Consider the following 17,101-nt stretch of genomic DNA (forward strand, 5'->3'; position numbering starts at 1 on the left):
GGTAAAGTCCGCGCACTTGTGCGAGGGCGGGGACCCTCCCGAGGATCAAGGGGAGGGACCTTCACCGTGGGCCGTCATGCCCTGAGACGCGGCCGCCTTGCGGCCGCCGTCTCCATCACATCGCTGGCCGTCGTGGCCGGACTCATACCGCTCTTCGTCGATTCGGCGGCCGGCACGGCGCAGGCCGCCGAATCGACGAGGTCGCAGATCGTGGTCGACACTCCGCAGAAGACCGAGCCCCAACGTGAAGAACGGCTGCTCGCCGCCGGGGAAACCGGCTTCCTGCACCGGCAGGGAGACATCGACGGACTGCTGTGGACCAGCTACGCGGACGGGACCACGGTCAGTGTCGAAGGGCCGGACGGGGTCTACGAGCCCGAATCGCCGTGCTACGACATCTACGAGACCTGCCGCTCCGGCTGGTACGGACAGGGCGGCGACACCGTCGCGCTGCCGAACGGCCGCTCCGGGGTTGCCCTGTGGACCCCGGGCTCGGCCGGGCTGAGAACCATCGGTCTCTACTCATCCGTCAGCGAGCAGACGACCCAGTACCTAGGCACCTTCGGCAGCACCGTCATCGCCCTTGGCTCGGCCGAGCCCAGCGGCGATCTGCTGGAGCTGAACGACTTCCTGGACGGGGAACAGCGGACCCGCTCGGTGACCGGCTTTCCGACGGCCGGCAGGGTGGCCGGGTTCCTCGGCGGTGACGAGTCCGGCGCCCTGATCATGTACATCCTGGACGAGGTCACCCGAATCGGTTACCTCGACTTCGCCGCAGGCACCTTCACCGATGCCTTCGCCGGGGCCGACAACTCCGCGGCGGGCGTGCTGACCGACGACAGCGTGGGCTGGTACACATCGACGTCGGGCCTCCACCTCAAGCCGCGCACCGACCTCGCCGCCGAGGAGACGGTCCCGGTCGCGCCCGGTGCCACCACCGGCGGCCGACCGGTGCTCGTCGGGAACTGGCTGCTGCTGGAGCCGGACAACGGCTCGGCGAACACGAGCGTCAAAGCCGTCTCCCTGACCGACGGCTCGACCCGGACGCTGCTGTCGAGTGCCTACGGCAACCCGCTCGCGACCCCCGACGGCGGCGCGCTCGTCGCGGGCGGCACGGGCGCAGCGGACTGGTGGGTCCAGCGGATCACCCAGGGCGCGGACGGCACCCTGCAGCTGACCAAGGTGCTCAAGGTTCCCCCGTACGAGAAGGACACCTCGGGCCTGGCCCTGAGCCGTGGCCACCTGCGCATCGCGAAGGCCGTCGGCAGCGGTGGCAACGCCACCACCACCAACCGGACACTGACCGTCACGGACGGCAGACTCACCGCGTCCGAGCCGGTCGCGGGCCACACCATGTCGGGCGCCTGCCCGTACGCGTCGAGCGAGATCGACTGCCTCTGGATCTGGGGCAACGCGGTCGAGGGGGACGTGTTCCTCAGTTCCAGCGCTGTGCTCGGGACCTTCAACGACGACAGCACCGGCGGCGGCCAGTCGCTGGACTTCGGCACCAGCGGCGGCGCGATCGTGGACGTCTCCGACAAGTGGGCCGTCTACAACTCCGGCGGCACCTCCCCGATGCAGTACGTCGGCGAGTTCGGCCAGGGCCAGATCCTCAAGCGGAGCGTCCGCGCCGCCGCCCTGAACGGGGGCACCCTGTGGAGCGCCACCGCCACCGCCGGGCAGCTCACCTCGTACAGCCTCACCGAGTCCAAGACCCTGAGCACGGTCTCGACCGGATCCGGCTGCGTACCGGACGAACTCCAGGCCGTCGGGCACTGGGTGTACTGGAGCTGCACAACCGCCGGCACAGCCGGGGTGTACGACACCACGGCCAAGACCTCGGTGCCCGTGACCCCCGGCGACGTACTGCTCGGCGACGGCTTCACCGTCCGCCACGACCACACCGCGGACACCCTGGTCCTCACCGACGCCTCGACAGCGGCCACGAGCGTGCTCGTCAGCGCCGTGCCCGACAGCGGCCTGGCCGCCGACCGGCGCTACCGCTGGACGGTCGACGAGTACACCGGGCTGGTCGCCTGGGTCGGTGCCCTGGAACAGGTCCACATCACCACGACGGGTGTGACCGCCTCCAACCCGACGGCGTACACCTCCCAGGGCGACTACTACATATCGCCGAAGGTCTCCGACACCGACGAGAAGACCTGGAACGGCTACTGGCTGCTGTCCCGGCCGGTCTCCTCCTGGAGCGTGACCTTCACCTCGCTCCAGGGCGGCGTCACGCACACCGTCACCGGCGGACCGGCCACGGCCTATGTGTCGGCCGCCTGGAACGGAAAGACCGCCTCCGGCGCATACCTCCCCAACGGGGAGTTCACCTGGAAGCTCAAAGCCACCGGCCTCGGCAGCAGCAGTGCGGCGGCCGTGAAATCCGGGTCCGCGTTCATGTCGGGCGGCGCGGCCGTCCGGCGGGACTACGGCAGCATCGACGGCGTCGACGGGCGGGGCGATCTGATCACCCTCAGCTCCTCCGGCGCGCTGACCTACCGCTTCGGAACGAAGTTCACGGAGCCCCGGGCCGGCTCCGGCTGGCCCAGCACCATCAAGGCCGTCCCCTTCGGGGACCTCAGCGGCGACCGCTGCAACGACCTGCTCGTCCGCCTCGCCAGCGGCGCCCTGCGCCTCTACAAGCCCGGCTGCGGCAGCGCGCCCAAGCCCAGCACCGCGTACACCGCGCTCGGCACGGGCTGGAACCAGTACGACATCCTCACCTCCCCCGGCGACCTGACCGGCGACGGCCGCGCCGACCTGATCGCCCGCAACTCCTCCACCGGCGCCATCTACCTCTACAAGGCCACCAGCGCCGGCAAGCTGTCCGCCCGCGTCAAGCTCTACTCCAACTGGAAGGGCTACAAGAAGATCATCGGCGCCGGCGACCTCAACGGCGACGGCCGCGGCGACCTGCTCGCCCAGGACAAGTCCAATGAGCTCTGGCGCTACTACGGAACCGGCGCGGGCACCTTCGGCGCCAAGGCCAAGGTCTTCAACGACTGGGGCAGTTCCTACAACGTGATCATCGGTGTCAACGACATCACCGACGACGGCAAGGCCGACCTCGTCTCCCGCGACACCTCCGGCACCCTCTGGCGCAACGCCGGCAACGGCGCCGGGTCCTTCGGCGGCCGTACGAAGATCAGCACGGGCTGGGGGAGCTACAAGGGCCTGTTCTGAAACGCCACAGCGCCCCCGGAGGCCTCAGGCTTCCGGGGGCGCTGTCGCGCGTGCGGCGTTACTTCGCCGGCTTCGCCGCCTGCTTGCGCAGCGACAGGTGCAGCTCCCTCAGCCGCGCCTCGTCGACCTCGCTCGGGGCGCCCATGAGCAGGTCCTGGGCGTGCTGGTTGAGCGGGAAGGCGATGGTCTCGCGGATGTTCGGCTCGTCGGCCAGCAGCATGACCATGCGGTCGACGCCGGGGGCGATGCCACCGTGCGGCGGGGCGCCGAAGTGGAAGGCGCGGAGCATGCCGCCGAACTCGTGCTCGACGGTGTCGCGGTCGTAGCCGGCAATGGCGAAGGCCTTGTACATGACGTCGGGCTCGTGGTTCCGGATGGCGCCCGAGGACAGCTCGACGCCGTTGCAGACGATGTCGTACTGCCAGGCCAGGATGTCCAGCGGGTCCTTGGTCTCCAGCGCCTCCAGGCCGCCCTGCGGCATGGAGAAGGGGTTGTGGGAGAACTCGATCTGCCCGGTGTCCTCGTTCTTCTCGAACATCGGGAAGTCGACGATCCAGCAGAAGCGGAAGACGCCCTCCTCGAAGTGCCCGGACCGCTTGGCGGCCTCGACGCGCACCGGGCTCATGATCTTCGAGACCTCGTCGAACTCACCGGCGCCGAAGAAGATCGCGTGCCCCGGCTTGGCGTCGGTCGCCGCGAGCAGCGCCTTGACGTCGTCCTCGGTGAGGAACTTGGCGATCGGGCCGGTCAGGCTCAGGTCGTCGCCGACCCGGACCCAGGCCAGACCCTTGGCACCCTGTTCGACCGCGTAGTCACCCATCTGGTCGAAGAACTTCCGGCTCTGGCCCGCCGTGTCCGGCACCGGCAGCGCGCGGACGTGCTTGTCGGCGAAGGCCTTGAAGCCGGAGCCGGCGAAGACCGACGACACGTCCACGAGCTCGAGCTTCGCGCGCAGGTCGGGCTTGTCGTTGCCGTACTTGACCAGCGACTCGCGGAACGGGATGCGCGGGAAGGGCGAGGTGACGTGCCGGCCGTTGCCGAACTCCTCGAAGAGGTCGGTCATGACCTTCTCGATGACGCCGAAGACGTCCTCCTGCTCGACGAAGCTCATCTCGACGTCGAGCTGGTAGAACTCGCCGGGGGAGCGGTCGGCGCGCGAGTCCTCGTCGCGGAAGCAGGGCGCGATCTGGAAGTAGCGGTCGAAGCCGGCGATCATCAGCAGCTGCTTGAACTGCTGCGGCGCCTGCGGCAGCGCGTAGAACTTGCCGGGGTGCACGCGCGAGGGCACCAGGAAGTCGCGTGCGCCCTCGGGCGAGGTGGCCGACAGGATCGGGGTCGCGAGCTCGTTGAAGCCCAGCGCCGTCATCTCCCTGCGCAGGAAGGAGATGACCTGCGTGCGCAGCATGATGTTGCGGTGCATACGCTGCCTGCGCAGGTCGAGGAAACGGTTGGTGAGCCGCGCCTCCTCGTTGGCGTTGTCCTCCGGGAAGACCGGGAAGGGCAGCGGGTCGGCCGCGCCGAGCACCTCGAAGGAGGAGACCTCGACCTCGACCTCGCCGGTCGGCAGCTCGGGGTTGACGTTTTCCGCGCTGCGCGCGAGCACGCGTCCGTCGACGCGGATCACGGACTCCTTGGACTGGCCGCTCAGCTCCTCGTACGCGGGCGAGCCCGGCCGGACGACCAGCTGGACGAGACCGTAGTGGTCCCTCAGGTCGACGAAGAGGATGCCGCCCAGATCGCGACGATTGTGCAGCCATCCGCTGAGGCGCACAGTGGCGTCTACGTCAGTGGCGCGCAGCTCGCCGCAAGTGTGGGATCGGTACCGATGCATCTCGTTCGTCCAAGTCGTCGGATTCGTGGATTTCGCAGCAGGGCGCTAATAGCCTACCGGTGAGGGCCCAGCGAGCCCCATTCGTATGATCAGAACAAATCGCCATAAAGTGGAGCAATGCGCACCGAGGACGTGCTCGCCGCCGTGGACACCGGGGTCTGGCGGTGGAAGAACGACGACGACGTGTACCTCGACGCCGTCACCGCCCGGCTCCTGGGTATCAGCGGCGATGGCGCCGTGACCGTCCGTGTCGGATCTGTCCGGGCCTGCTACCACGCCTCGGACTATGTGGAGATGCTGGCCGCCGTGGCACTGGCCATCGTCGAACGCACGGTGGCGGAAACGATGCTGCGCGTCGTGGACAAGGACAACACCGTCCTGCGCACCGTGATGATGCGGACCTGGGCCGTGCCTGGGCCGGAAGGCTGGCCGTCGGAGATGGTCGGCACCGTGCACGAGGTGCGGACCAGCCCCGAGCAGCTGGCGCCCGCGGCCGTCACGGAGGGCGGCCGCAAGGACTGGCGGCGCTCCCGCGAGGCGTTCCTGCTGGACGCGGGGCGGGCCCTGGCGGAGGCGGGGAGCACGGAGGATGTGCTGCGCGTGGCGGCCCAGCTGGCCATGCCGGGGTTCCAGCCGGACGGGTTCGCGGTCTTCGGGGTGGAGGGCGACCGGCTGTCGGTCATAGGGCATCACGGGCAGCGGCCGGGCGACGAGCTGCCGTTCCTGGAGATGCCGCTGATCACGGACTACCCGGCCGCCGAGGTGGTGCGCAGCGGGCACGCCGTGTACCTGCGCACCCCGCAGGAGTACAAGGACCGCTATCCGGCGACCTGGCCGCTGGCCGAGGGATTCGGCCGGGAGTCCTGGGCCTTCCTCCCCCTGGTCGTCACCGGCCGCACGATCGGCGCCTGGCTGGCCGCCTTCAAGTACCCGGTCACCTTCACCCCCGACGAGCGCTCGGTGCTGACAACCGTCGCGCGCATGCTGGCCCAGGCCCTGTCGCGTACGCATCTGCACGAGTCCGAGCGCGAGCTCTCCGACGGCCTGCAGCGCACCATGCTGCCCGGCGCCGCGCCCCGCGTCGACGGCATGTCGCTCGCCGCCCGCTACATCCCCACCGGCGGCGGCCTGCAGGTCGGCGGCGACTGGTACGACGTGATCGACCTGCCCTCCGGCCGCACCGCCGTGGTCATCGGCGACGTCCAGGGCCACGACATACGCGCGGCCGGCATCATGGGCCAGCTCCGGATCGCCCTGCGCGCGTACGCCGCCGAGGGCCACGGCCCGGACGCAGTGATGTCCCGCACCTCCCGCTTCCTCGCCGGGCTCGACCAGGAGCGCTTCGCCACCTGCCTGTACGCCGAGATCGACCCGGCCACCGGCACCCTGGACGTCGTCCGGGCCGGCCACCCCGACCCCGTCATCCGGCTCACCGACGGCACCACGCTGCCCCGCCACACCGCCGGCGGGCTGCCGCTGGGCATCCTCCCCGACACGGACTACCCGACCACCCGGCTGGTGCTGTCCCCCGGCGAGATCCTGCTGCTGTGCACGGACGGGCTCATCGAGACCGGCGGCCACGACCTGGAGACCGGCCTCAAGCGCATCAACGCCGTCCTGAGCACCGGCCTCATCGACGGCAGCCTCGACATCCTCGCCGACACCCTCGTCGAGGCCGTCCACGGTCCCCTCTCGCACCGCACCACCGGCCCGCTCTCGGACCGCCGCGAGGACGACATCGCCCTGCTGCTGCTGCGCCGCGAGCCCGGCGGCCCCACCTGCGACCTCCCGGTACGCCGCACCGTACTCACCGTCTCCCAGACCGACCCCCGCCAGATCCGCACGGCCCGGCACGAGATCCGCGCCCTGCTCCACGACTGGCAGGTCGAGGACCAGGTGGACGCGGCGATGCTGCTGGTCTCCGAGCTGGTCACCAACGTCCTGGTCCACACCGACGAGGACGCCGTCCTCACCGCCCGCATCCTGGGCATGCCCGGCGGCCGCCGCCTGCGCATCGACGTGCACGACCGCAACGACGACATGCCCCACCGCCGCACCCCCGGTGAGATGGCCTCCGGCGGCCGCGGCCTCATCCTCATCCTCATCGAGAGCCTCGCCGACGCCTGGGGCGTGGACCCCCACGGCGACGGCAAGGCCATCTGGTTCGAGCTCTACGAGAGGTAGGGCCTGTCCGGCGGATAGCCGTGGCGACGCCACGGATATCCGCCGGACAGGCCCTGAGCCGGGCGGTACGCTGACCGGGTGTACGGCTACGACCAGAACGTGAACCCGCAGGGCGCCGCACCCATGGCCGGGGCCGGCTACCCCGAGCCCTCCCCGCCCTCCCTCGCGGACGCCGTGCGCGCGTTCACCACCGGCTCGATGTCCGCCGAGGACTTTCAGGCGATCTTCGCCTCGTCCAAGGTCTACTGCCCGCGCGGTGACAACCCCGGCTTCCTGGCGCTGCACGACACGCAGCAGCCGGTGATCCCGATGTTCACCTCGCTCAAGGAGCTGCGCCGCTACGCCGGCAAGGACTCCAAGTACTTCGTGATCACCGGCGCCGAGGTCCTGGACCTCCTCCCGACCGGCTACGGCTTCGTCCTCGACATGGAGGGCCAGCACCGGATGGTCTTCGACGCGAAGGCCGTCGAACAGATGGTCGACTTCACGATGCGCCGCATGTACGGCTAGACGCCATTGCTTCGCAGACGGCTAGAACAGCCCGGAACAACAGCCCGGAATAATCGCCGGAAGTTCAGCATTCAACTAGTTGAAGCTTGAACAACCCGGACCCAGGAGGCTCCCGATGCCCGCCGTGACCGTAGAGAACCCGCTCACCCTCCCCCGCGTATCGGCCCCCGCGGATGCGACTGCGCGCCGCGCGCTCCAGGTGACCACCGCCCCCAGCGGCTTCGAGGGCGAGGGCTTCCCCGTCCGCCGCGCCTTCGCGGGCATCGACTACAAGAACCTCGACCCGTTCATCATGATGGACCAGATGGGCGAGGTGGAGTACGCCCCCGGAGAGCCCAAGGGCACCGCCTGGCACCCCCACCGCGGCTTCGAGACCGTCACGTACATCATGGACGGCACCTTCATCCACCAGGACTCGCACGGCGGCGGCGGCACCATCACCAACGGCGACACCCAGTGGATGACCGCCGGGTCGGGCCTCCTCCACATCGAGACCCCGCCCGAGTCCCTCGTCATGTCCGGCGGCCTCTTCCACGGCCTCCAGCTCTGGGTGAACCTCCCCAAGCGCGACAAGATGATCCCGCCGAAGTACCAGGACATCGGCAGCGGCAACATCAAGCTGCTCGCCTCCGCCGACGGCGCCGCCCTCATCCGCATCATCGCCGGCGAGGTCGACGGCCACACCGGCCCCGGCGCCACCCACACCCCCATCACCATGATCCACGCCTCCGTCAACCCCGGCGCCGAGCTGACCATCCCCTGGCGCGCCGACTTCAACGCCCTCGCCTACGGCCTCGCCGGCCGCGGCTTCGCCGGCCCCGACAACCGCCCCTTCCGCATGGGCCAGGCGGTCATCTTCGGCCGCGGCGACTCCCTCACCATCCGCGCCGACGAGACCCAGGAATCCCGCAGCCCCAACTTCGAGGTCGTCCTCCTCGGCGGGCTCCCCATCCGCGAGCCGATGATGCAGTACGGCCCCTTCGTCATGAACACCCACGCCGAACTCGCCCAGGCCTTCGACGACTTCCAGGCCGGCAAGCTCGGCACGATCCCCGCGGGGGCGTGACCCGCTCCGGGGCGGCACGTGTCCTGACATAATCCGTGCAGGAGGTGTGGCCGAGATGACTGTCATGAGCGACCTGATCGAGCGAGGCGGCATTCCGGAGGGCTACAAGGTCGAGGTCTTCGACGGAATGGTGATCATGACGCCTCAGAGCCCGGAGCAGGACTGGACCGTCTCCGATGTCAGGGACGCCGCGAAGGCAGCGGGCATCGCACGTGAGCGGATCTTCGCGGACGTGCTCATCACCTTCCCCGGCGAGAACGATGCGGCACCGGACCTGACCATCGTCAGGTCCGACGCCGAGCGCCGTAAGAACAGCTACGCATGCGTGGACGTCCTCGCCGTCGTCGAGGTCACCTCCGAGCCCGACGACCAGAAGGACTACGTCCGGAACGTCCAGAAGTACGGGCGCTTCGGCATCGACCTCTACATCATCGCCGACCCCTTCACGAGGATCGTCACGCTGAAGTCCGAACCGCACGCGGCCGGGTACGGGCAGACGAAGGAAATCCCGTACGGGGAGAGCCTCGTCTTCACGCTGGCCACCGGTGAGCGCGTCAAGGTCGACACCGGCACCTTTCCCTCGCGCGAGGCCTGACCACCCGCGTCAGGCCGCCCGCTCCACCACCGGCGTGGAATCGGCCGCCCGGAGGGCAACCGCGCTCGCGCGCCACAGCCGGACGCAGGACAGCAGCGCGGCGGCCAGGAGCAGGCCGTTGCGCAGGGCCATGACGGCGAATCCGTGCCAGGTGCTGTGGGTGACGGAGCTGAAGAACACCGGATAGTCGACGGTGGTGACACCGGTGGCCAGCAGGAGCAGGCCCGCGACCGGGCGCTGGGTGGTCCCCCGGACGGTGAGGCAGACGGCGGAGAGGCCGATCAGCCAGATCATGTACTGGGGGCTGATGACCCGGCTGGTGACGGTGAAGAGCAGGACGGCGGTGAGCGCCGCGTCGTAGGGGGTGGCCCCGGTCCAGCGGCGGGCTTTGAGGCGCCAGAGCAGCAGCCAGGCGAAGGAGAGCGCCGTCAGGAGCACGGCCAGGGCGGAGACGGTGCCGACGTACGGCCCGACGTACTCGACGGAGCCGTAGCGGGTGGTGGCGTGCCCGGACCAGCCGAGGAGCTTGGCGAGCTGCAGGGCGGTCCCGCCGAAGGACTCGACCTCGATGCCGCGGCGGCTCTGCTCGGACAGGAAGCCGAAGGCGCCGCGGAACACCGTCGCGAGCAGCAGGGAGAGGGCGGCGGCCGAGGCGAGCACCGCGAGCCACGCCTCGCGGGAGGTGCGGCCCCGGGGGGTGCCGAGGACGGTGAGGACGGGCCAGACCTTGATGATCGCGGCAAGCCCGACGAGCGCCCCGCCGACCCGGGGATGGCGTGGCAGGGCCAGCAGGCCGAGGACCGCGACCGCGGTGACCAGGACATCGAAGCGGGCGTACGCCAGCTGCATCATCAGCGGCAGCCCGAGCACCCAGAACCAGGCGCCCGCCAGGCTGCGCGCGGGACCGCCGCTGCCGGCCCGCAGCAGGGCGGCCGTGGTCAGGGCATCGGCGATGAGGACGAGGACGACGAACGCCTGCAGATAGCTCAGGAAGGGCAGCAGCTTCGGGGCGACCATGACGAGGCCGGCGCCGGGCGGATACTGCCAGGTGACGTCGCCGACGGGATAGCTGCCGTGGGCCAGCAGGTGGCCCCAGTGGCGATACAGCGAGTGCACCTCGCGGGCGATGTCACCGCGCCCCTTGCGCAGGAGGGCGAGCATGACCACCCGGCTGGAGACCCAGTAGGCGACGAGGCCGAGCCACTGCTCCGTCCAGGTGCGGGGCCGCAGCAGTACCGGGCGTGCTTTCGGAGCAACCGCCACCGAAGCCGTCCGCGTACGGATCGGTCTGATATCCACCGGCGCTTTCGCCACCGTCGCCTCCGCCTTCCACAAGAGCGCCATGCCGGAAGGGAAGAGGGGCGATTCGCCGTGCAGGTTGCCTTCCAGCGCAACCGCGCGCGGGCACAGGACGTCCGTCACATCTGACAGGTTTGGGGTTGCGCCTTATTACCGACGGGTAGCATCATTACCGACTGGTAAGTGATAAAGCTGCGAGGACTGCGTACCCACACGTTCACGCCCTCCCCTCGACCCCGACGGAGCCGTCGCCATGGGCCACTACAAGTCAAACCTCCGCGACATCGAGTTCAACCTCTTCGAGGTGCTCGGACGCGACAAGCTCTACGGCACCGGCCCCTTCGCCGAGATGGACGTGGAGACCGCCAAGGACATCCTCGGCGAGATCAACCGCCTCGCGGAGAACGAGCTCGCCGAATCCTTCGCCGACATCGACCGCAACCCGCCCGTCTTCGACCCGGAGACGAACACCGCGCCGATCCCGGACACCTTCAAGAAGAGCTACCAGGCCTTCATGGAGGCCGAGTACTGGCGGCTCGGCCTGCCCGAGGAGATCGGCGGCACCACCGCGCCCGCGTCCCTCATCTGGGCGTACGCGGAGCTGATCCTCGGCTCGAACCCGGCCATATGGATGTACTCCTCGGGCCCGGCCTTCGCGCGCATCCTCTTCACCGAGGGCAACGAGGTCCAGAAGAAGATCGCCGCGATCGCGGTCGAGAAGCAGTGGGGCTCCACGATGGTCCTCACCGAGCCGGACGCCGGCTCGGACGTGGGCGCGGGCCGCACAAAGGCCGTGGAGCAGGAGGACGGCTCCTGGCACATCGAGGGCGTCAAGCGCTTCATCACCTCGGGCGAGCACGACATGTCCGACAACATCATCCACTACGTGCTGGCCCGCCCCGAGGGCGCCGGCCCCGGCACCAAGGGGCTCAGCCTCTTCATGGTGCCGAAGTACGAGTTCGACTTCGAGACCGGTGAGCTGGGCGAGCGCAACGGCGTCTACGCCACCAACGTCGAGCACAAGATGGGCCTGAAGGCCTCCAACACCTGCGAGATGACCTTCGGCGACCAGCACCCCGCCAAGGGCTGGCTGATCGGCGACAAGCACGACGGCATCCGCCAGATGTTCCTGATCATCGAGTTCGCCCGCATGATGGTCGGCACGAAGGCGATCGCCACCCTCTCCACCGGTTACCTCAACGCGCTGGAGTACGCCAAGGAGCGCGTGCAGGGCACCGACCTGTCGCAGTTCATGGACAAGGCCGCCCCCAAGGTCACCATCACCCACCACCCGGACGTGCGCCGCTCGCTGCTCACCCAGAAGGCGTACGCGGAGGGCATGCGCGCCCTCGTCCTCTACACCGCCTCCATCCAGGACGCGATCCAGGTCGCCGAGACGAGCGGTGAGGACCCGGCGGAGATCAAGAAGCTGGTCGCCTTCAACGACCTGCTCCTGCCGATCGTGAAGGGCTACGGCTCGGAGAAGTCCTACGAGCAGCTGGCCCAGTCCCTGCAGACCTTCGGCGGCTCCGGCTACCTGCAGGAGTACCCGATCGAGCAGTACATCCGGGACGCCAAGATCGACACCCTCTACGAGGGCACCACGGCCATCCAGGGCCAGGACTACTTCTTCCGGAAGATCGTCCGCAACCAGGGCGCCGCCCTGACCGCCCTGTCCGACGAGATCAAGAAGTTCCTCGCCGACGCCGTCGGCGGCGAGGAACTGGCCGCCGCCCGCGAGCAGCTCGCCAAGTCCGCCGTCGACCTGGAGGCGATCGTCGGCACCATGCTGAACGACCTCGCCGCCACCGAGAAGGACGTCAAGTCCATCTACAAGGTCGGCCTCAACGGCACCCGCCTGCTGCTCGCCTCCGGCGACGTCGTGGTCGGCTACCTGCTGCTCAAGGGCGCCGCCGTCGCCGCGGCCGCGCTCCCGGACGCCGCCGCGAAGGACGTCCCCTTCTACACCGGCAAGATCACCGCCGCGAAGTTCTTCGCCGAGACCGTACTGCCCCAGGTCTCCGTCGCGCGCTCGATCGCCGAGAGCGTGACGCTGGACGTCATGGAGCTCCCGGAGGAGGCGTTCTGAGGACGCCGCACCGCAGCAAACGGAAGGGCCCCCGCTCCGGCGGGGGCCCTTCCGGCCATCGGGCACTTTCCGCGCCGCCGTGAAGCGGTGTCAACGCGCTTACCTATCCTTGACGCATGAGCGCGCACCCTCACTTCGACCGCACCCACACCGACGACCTCGCGGCCTTCCTCTCGGCCAGTCCGTCGCAGTACCACGCGGTCGCCAGTGCCGCCGAGCGTCTGGAGAAGGCCGGATTCCGGCAGGTCAGCGAGACGGACGCCTGGGACGGTGAGGCGGGCGGGCGGTATGTCCTGCGGGGCGGCGCGATCATCGGGTGGTACGTGCCCGGCGGCGCCCGGCCGGAGACCCCGTTCAGGATCGTGGGGGCGCACACCGACTCCACCAATCTGCGGGTCAAGCCGGTGCCCGACACGTCCTCGTACGGGTGGCGGCAGATCGCGGTCGAGATCTACGGCGGGGCGCTGCTCAACACCTGGCTCGACCGCGACCTGGGCCTGTCCGGCCGGATCGTGCTGCGCGACGGCAGCACGGCGCTGGTCAACCTCGACCGCCCGCTGCTGCGCGTCCCGCAGCTCGCCGTCCACCTGGACCGGGGGGTCAACGAAGGCGGGCTCAAGCTCGACAAGCAGCGCCACATGCAGCCCGTCTGGGGCCTCGGCGAGCTCGACGAGGGAGCCCTGGTGCGGATCGTCGCCGAGGAGGCCGGCGTCGACCCCGCGGATGTCGTCGGCTGGGACCTCATGACGCACGACGTCCAGCCCCCCGCCTATCTGGGCCTCGACGGCGAGTTCCTGGCCGCCGGCCGCCTGGACAACCTGCTCTCCGTCCACGCCGGCACCGCCGCCCTCGCCGCGGCCGCCGCTCAGCCCGATCTGCCGTACATCCCCGTCCTCGCCGCCTTCGACCACGAGGAGAACGGCAGCGAGTCCGACACCGGCGCCGGCGGCCCCCTCCTCGGCAACGTCCTGGAGCGCTCCGTCTTCGCCCGCGGCGGCTCCTACGACCACCGCGCCCGCGCCTTCGCCGGCACCGTCTGCGTCTCCGCCGACACCGGCCACGCCGTCCACCCCAACTACGCCGAGAAGCACGACCCCACCCACCGCCCCCTCCCCAACGCCGGCCCCATCCTCAAGGTCAACGTCAACCAGCGCTACGCCACCGACGGCACCGGCCGCGGCATCTTCGCCGCCGCCTGCGACCGCGCCGGCGTCCCCTGGCAGACCTTCGTCTCCAACAACGCGATGCCCTGCGGCACCACCATCGGCCCCATCACCGCCGCCCGGCACGGCATCACGACCGTGGACGTCGGCGTACCGATCCTGTCGATGCACTCCGCCCGCGAACTGTGCGGCGTCGCCGACCCGTATCTGCTGGCCAGCGCGCTCAAGGCGTTCCTGGAAGGCTGACGAGTCATGAGATGGCCGTCCCCGGGTAGGCGAAGCCATACGCGCACGAACGCGTGAACGCACGAACGAGCCCGGAGAGCCAACCAGTTGGAGGCGGACATCATGGGCATCGGCGGCTGCATCGGACTTCTCGCGGTGGGGGCGATCCTCACCTTCGCGGTGGACTGGCACATGGCCGGAGTCAATCTCGACCTCGTGGGCCTGATCATGATGGCGGTCGGGATGATCGGACTGGCCTCGTACGTCAGCATCTTCAAGAAGCGGCGGGTCGTGGAACCCATGCCGGTCATGGAGGAGCGCTCCCGGCACTACCCGCACATGTGAGTGAGACGGCCGGTGACAGCGCCGGGACATTCCTGGGGCTTTGACGTCACACGGACGTCTGTGAACAAGCTTTACAATCGCCGGGTACGCAAAGATCACCAACGGGGGGATTTACCGTCATGCGTTCCCGCACCCTGCCTGCCACCGTCCTCGGTCTGACCGCCGCCGCCGCACTGACCCTGACCGCGTGCGGCGGTGACGGCGGCGGAAGCGACAATGTGGCCGGGTCGGCTTCGCCGTCCGCGTCGGCGTCTGCGTCTACTGCTGCCTCTGCGTCTGCGTCATCGGCGACGACGCCCACGGCCTCGACGCCGACCACGACGGCGGACAACGCAGCCTCAACGACGGCGAGCAGCAGCCGCTGCCGCGCCTCGGACGTGACGATCGCGTTCGCCACCGGCGACGACGCCAAGCCCGGCACCACCGGCCAGACCAAGACGTACGTCGAGATCACGAACAAAACCAAGAAGACCTGCACCCTCAAGGGCTTCCCGGGCCTGGACCTCAAGGGCGGCTCGGTCGACTGGCCGCTGGCGCGCACCGGCCAGACCCCGCAGAAGGTCGACGCCGAGCCTGGGGTCTCCGTAGAGTTCACGATCACATACCTGCCGTGGACCAAGGGCAGCGGGACCAGGTTCCAGCCCACCACGGCCGTGGTAATCCTGCCCGACGACACGACGCCCACGACCCTCACGTGGCCCTGGGGCCCGGTCCTCCTGCAGGACGGGGCCACCCACCCGGGCACGTACGTCGGCCCGATCGGCAGCTAGGGTCTGTCCGCCCGGACAGGCCCTAGGGCAGCCCCTGCGCCCTACGGGATCCCAGGTCCGGGGACGGCAGGCCCAGCAGCCGGTCCCGCAGGACGGGGAAGTCCGCGCGGGTCTTGGCGACGAGCGCCGGGTCGAGGTCGACCGTGAGCACTTCCTCGCCCGGCCCGGCCTCGGCGAGGACCGCGCCCCAGGGGTCGACGGCGATGCTGTGCCCGGCCAGCTCGACGCCGGCGTGCGTACCGGCGGTGCCGACGGCCAGGACATAGGCCTGGGATTCGATGGCCCGGGCCTTGGCGAGCAGCGTCCAGTGCTCGCGCCGGCGCTCGGGCCAGCCCGCGGGGATGACGAAAATGCCGGCACCCGCGTCGACGAGGAGCCGGAAGAGCTCGGGGAAGCGGAGGTCGTAGCAGGTGGCGAGGCCGAGAACGGCCGCTCCGGGCAGCTCGGCGGTGACGATCTCCTCGCCCGCCGACATGAGGACGGCCTCGCCGCGGTCGAAGCCGAAGCGGTGGATCTTGCGGTAGGTGCGATGGAGCCGGCCGTCGGGGGAGAACAGAAGGGAGGTGTTGTAGAGCGATCCGTCGGCCGTGCGTTCGGGGATCGAACCGGCGTGCAACCAGACGCCCGCCTCGGCCGCGGCGGCCGACATCAGTCCGGCGGTGGGGCCGGCATCCACCGAGGCGGCCTCCGCCTCGGCGGCGAAGAGGTCGGAGGCGAAGGCGCCCACCGTCCACAGTTCGGGTAGAACGACCAGGTCAGAGGCGGATTGGGCACGTACGAGCTCGGCCACCCGGTCGCGCCGGGCTTCGACCGATTCGGCCGGGTCCACGTCGATCTGGAGCAGAGAAACGCGCACGGTACCACCGTCCATAGGTTCCGGACATGCATACAGGCCTACGATCGTCACACGAAAGCACTCCCGTGGTGTCACTGCGCAGCGTAATTTAGGCGCACACCACTACGACCGCGCCCGACCGTCGAGGGGTCCCGTGACCGTCCACAGCAAGCTCCAGCCGTACATCGACGCCTGGACCCACTCCATAGACTCCATATCCGAACTGGTGGGCCCGCTCGTCGAAGGCGAGTGGAACCGGCCGACCGAGTGCCCGTACTGGTCGGTGCGTGACGTCGTGTCGCATGTCATCGGCATCGAGTGCGAGCTCCTCGGAGACCCGCGCCCGATCCACACGCTGCCGATAGACCTCCGCCACATCACCAGCGAGTTCAAGCGCTACATGGAGGTGCCGGTCGACAAGCGGCGGCACCACACCGCGCCGGAGATGACCTCCGAGCTGGAGTACGTCATCATCCGCCGCTCCCGCCAGCTGCGGAACGAGGCGCGCGACCCGGAAACGACCGTGCGCAGCCCGGTCTTCGGCGAGATGAGCCTGGAGAACCAGCTCTGGCAGCGGGCGTTCGACGTCTGGGTGCACGAGCAGGACCTGCGCCGCGCGCTGGGCAAGCCGGGGAATCTGGACTCGCCCGGGGCGCTCTACGCGCGGGACTGGCTGCTGGCGGCGATGCCGAAGGTGATCGCCAAGGACGCGGGCGCGAAGCCCGGTTCGGCGGTGGTCATCGATGTGCACGGCCCGGTGGAGTTCATGCGCACGGTCCGGGTCGACGACCAGGGACACGGCACGATAGACGGCAGCGTGTCGCTCGGCCCGGCGGTGACGCTGACCCTGGACTGGGAGACGTTCGTACGGCTGGCCTGCGGGCGGGTGCGCCCGCAGTCGGTCGCGGACCGGTTCAAGGTCGAGGGCGACGAGGCACTCGCGGAGGAGATCCTCGCCCACTTCGCCGTAACGCCCTGACGACGCTCTGACGACGCTCGG

13 protein-coding genes are annotated in these 17,101 nt (G+C 69.7%); 10 read left to right on the forward strand and 3 right to left on the reverse strand.

The window, feature by feature from the left end; all coding sequences use genetic code 11:
* Positions 1–66 precede the first annotated feature (66 nt).
* Entirely contained in the window at positions 67–3,189 is a 3,123-nt protein-coding gene (locus tag OG607_RS22000; RefSeq protein WP_405725999.1) for an FG-GAP-like repeat-containing protein, read from the forward strand.
* Between the two features lie 58 nt (positions 3,190–3,247).
* Here OG607_RS22000 and aspS read toward each other — a convergent pair whose 3' ends face one another.
* Positions 3,248–5,020 (reverse strand): aspartate--tRNA ligase, encoded by a 1,773-nt coding sequence (gene aspS / locus OG607_RS22005; protein WP_405726002.1) that lies wholly within the window; start codon positions 5,018–5,020, stop codon positions 3,248–3,250.
* A 117-nt stretch (positions 5,021–5,137) separates the two neighbouring features.
* On the opposite strand from aspS, the gene OG607_RS22010 reads away from it, so the two are divergent.
* The 4 genes from OG607_RS22010 (at position 5,138) to OG607_RS22025 (ending at position 9,375) form a co-directional block, all read left to right on the forward strand.
* Positions 5,138–7,204, forward strand: coding sequence for a SpoIIE family protein phosphatase (locus OG607_RS22010; RefSeq protein WP_405726005.1), 2,067 nt, complete (start codon positions 5,138–5,140; stop codon positions 7,202–7,204).
* A 78-nt stretch (positions 7,205–7,282) separates the two neighbouring features.
* Positions 7,283–7,714, forward strand: a complete 432-nt coding sequence (locus OG607_RS22015) for an SseB family protein (protein WP_405726008.1) — start codon at positions 7,283–7,285, stop codon at positions 7,712–7,714.
* Positions 7,715–7,829: 115 nt separating this feature from the next.
* Positions 7,830–8,780, forward strand: coding sequence for a pirin family protein (locus OG607_RS22020; protein ID WP_405726011.1), 951 nt, complete (start codon positions 7,830–7,832; stop codon positions 8,778–8,780).
* A gap of 55 nt (positions 8,781–8,835) precedes the next feature.
* Complete coding sequence (locus tag OG607_RS22025; protein ID WP_405726014.1) at positions 8,836–9,375, forward strand: Uma2 family endonuclease; 540 nt, start codon at positions 8,836–8,838, stop codon at positions 9,373–9,375.
* 9 nt (positions 9,376–9,384) lie between these two features.
* Here OG607_RS22025 and OG607_RS22030 read toward each other — a convergent pair whose 3' ends face one another.
* On the reverse strand, positions 9,385–10,719 hold the full coding sequence (locus OG607_RS22030) for a glycosyltransferase 87 family protein (protein WP_405726017.1): 1,335 nt from the start codon (positions 10,717–10,719) through the stop codon (positions 9,385–9,387).
* Positions 10,720–10,927: 208 nt separating this feature from the next.
* Between OG607_RS22030 and OG607_RS22035 the strand changes: the two genes are divergently transcribed.
* From OG607_RS22035 to OG607_RS22050, 4 genes are all read left to right on the forward strand, one after another.
* Positions 10,928–12,763 (forward strand): acyl-CoA dehydrogenase, encoded by a 1,836-nt coding sequence (locus OG607_RS22035; protein ID WP_405726020.1) that lies wholly within the window; start codon positions 10,928–10,930, stop codon positions 12,761–12,763.
* Between the two features lie 116 nt (positions 12,764–12,879).
* Entirely contained in the window at positions 12,880–14,172 is a 1,293-nt protein-coding gene (locus OG607_RS22040) for a M18 family aminopeptidase (RefSeq protein WP_405726023.1), read from the forward strand.
* A gap of 102 nt (positions 14,173–14,274) precedes the next feature.
* On the forward strand, positions 14,275–14,496 hold the full coding sequence (locus OG607_RS22045) for a hypothetical protein (RefSeq protein ID WP_329315280.1): 222 nt from the start codon (positions 14,275–14,277) through the stop codon (positions 14,494–14,496).
* A 119-nt stretch (positions 14,497–14,615) separates the two neighbouring features.
* On the forward strand, positions 14,616–15,266 hold the full coding sequence (locus OG607_RS22050; RefSeq protein ID WP_405726026.1) for a DUF4232 domain-containing protein: 651 nt from the start codon (positions 14,616–14,618) through the stop codon (positions 15,264–15,266).
* Positions 15,267–15,288: 22 nt separating this feature from the next.
* Here OG607_RS22050 and OG607_RS22055 read toward each other — a convergent pair whose 3' ends face one another.
* Positions 15,289–16,122 (reverse strand): carbon-nitrogen family hydrolase, encoded by an 834-nt coding sequence (locus OG607_RS22055; RefSeq protein ID WP_405726029.1) that lies wholly within the window; start codon positions 16,120–16,122, stop codon positions 15,289–15,291.
* Between the two features lie 133 nt (positions 16,123–16,255).
* Here OG607_RS22055 and OG607_RS22060 point away from each other — a divergent pair, with 133 nt between their 5' ends.
* Positions 16,256–17,080: a maleylpyruvate isomerase family mycothiol-dependent enzyme gene (locus OG607_RS22060; protein ID WP_405726032.1), complete on the forward strand. Its 825-nt coding sequence runs from the start codon at positions 16,256–16,258 to the stop codon at positions 17,078–17,080.
* Positions 17,081–17,101: the final 21 nt, after the last annotated feature.

This window comes from Streptomyces sp. NBC_01537 (genome assembly GCF_045040445.1).
GTDB lineage: Bacteria > Actinomycetota > Actinomycetes > Streptomycetales > Streptomycetaceae > Actinacidiphila.

Bases quoted from the DNA above. Each gene is read 5' to 3' on its own strand.
- OG607_RS22020 (WP_405726011.1), top strand. From the start codon at position 7,830: ATGCCCGCCGTGACCGTAGAGAACCCGCTCACCCTCCCCCGCGTATCG.
- OG607_RS22010 (WP_405726005.1), top strand. From the start codon at position 5,138: ATGCGCACCGAGGACGTGCTCGCCGCCGTGGACACCGGGGTCTGGCGG.
- aspS (WP_405726002.1), bottom strand. From the start codon at position 5,020: ATGCATCGGTACCGATCCCACACTTGCGGCGAGCTGCGCGCCACTGAC.
- OG607_RS22045 (WP_329315280.1), top strand. From the start codon at position 14,275: ATGGGCATCGGCGGCTGCATCGGACTTCTCGCGGTGGGGGCGATCCTC.
- OG607_RS22025 (WP_405726014.1), top strand. From the start codon at position 8,836: ATGACTGTCATGAGCGACCTGATCGAGCGAGGCGGCATTCCGGAGGGC.
- OG607_RS22050 (WP_405726026.1), top strand. From the start codon at position 14,616: ATGCGTTCCCGCACCCTGCCTGCCACCGTCCTCGGTCTGACCGCCGCC.
- OG607_RS22040 (WP_405726023.1), top strand. From the start codon at position 12,880: ATGAGCGCGCACCCTCACTTCGACCGCACCCACACCGACGACCTCGCG.
- OG607_RS22035 (WP_405726020.1), top strand. From the start codon at position 10,928: ATGGGCCACTACAAGTCAAACCTCCGCGACATCGAGTTCAACCTCTTC.
- OG607_RS22030 (WP_405726017.1), bottom strand. From the start codon at position 10,719: ATGGCGCTCTTGTGGAAGGCGGAGGCGACGGTGGCGAAAGCGCCGGTG.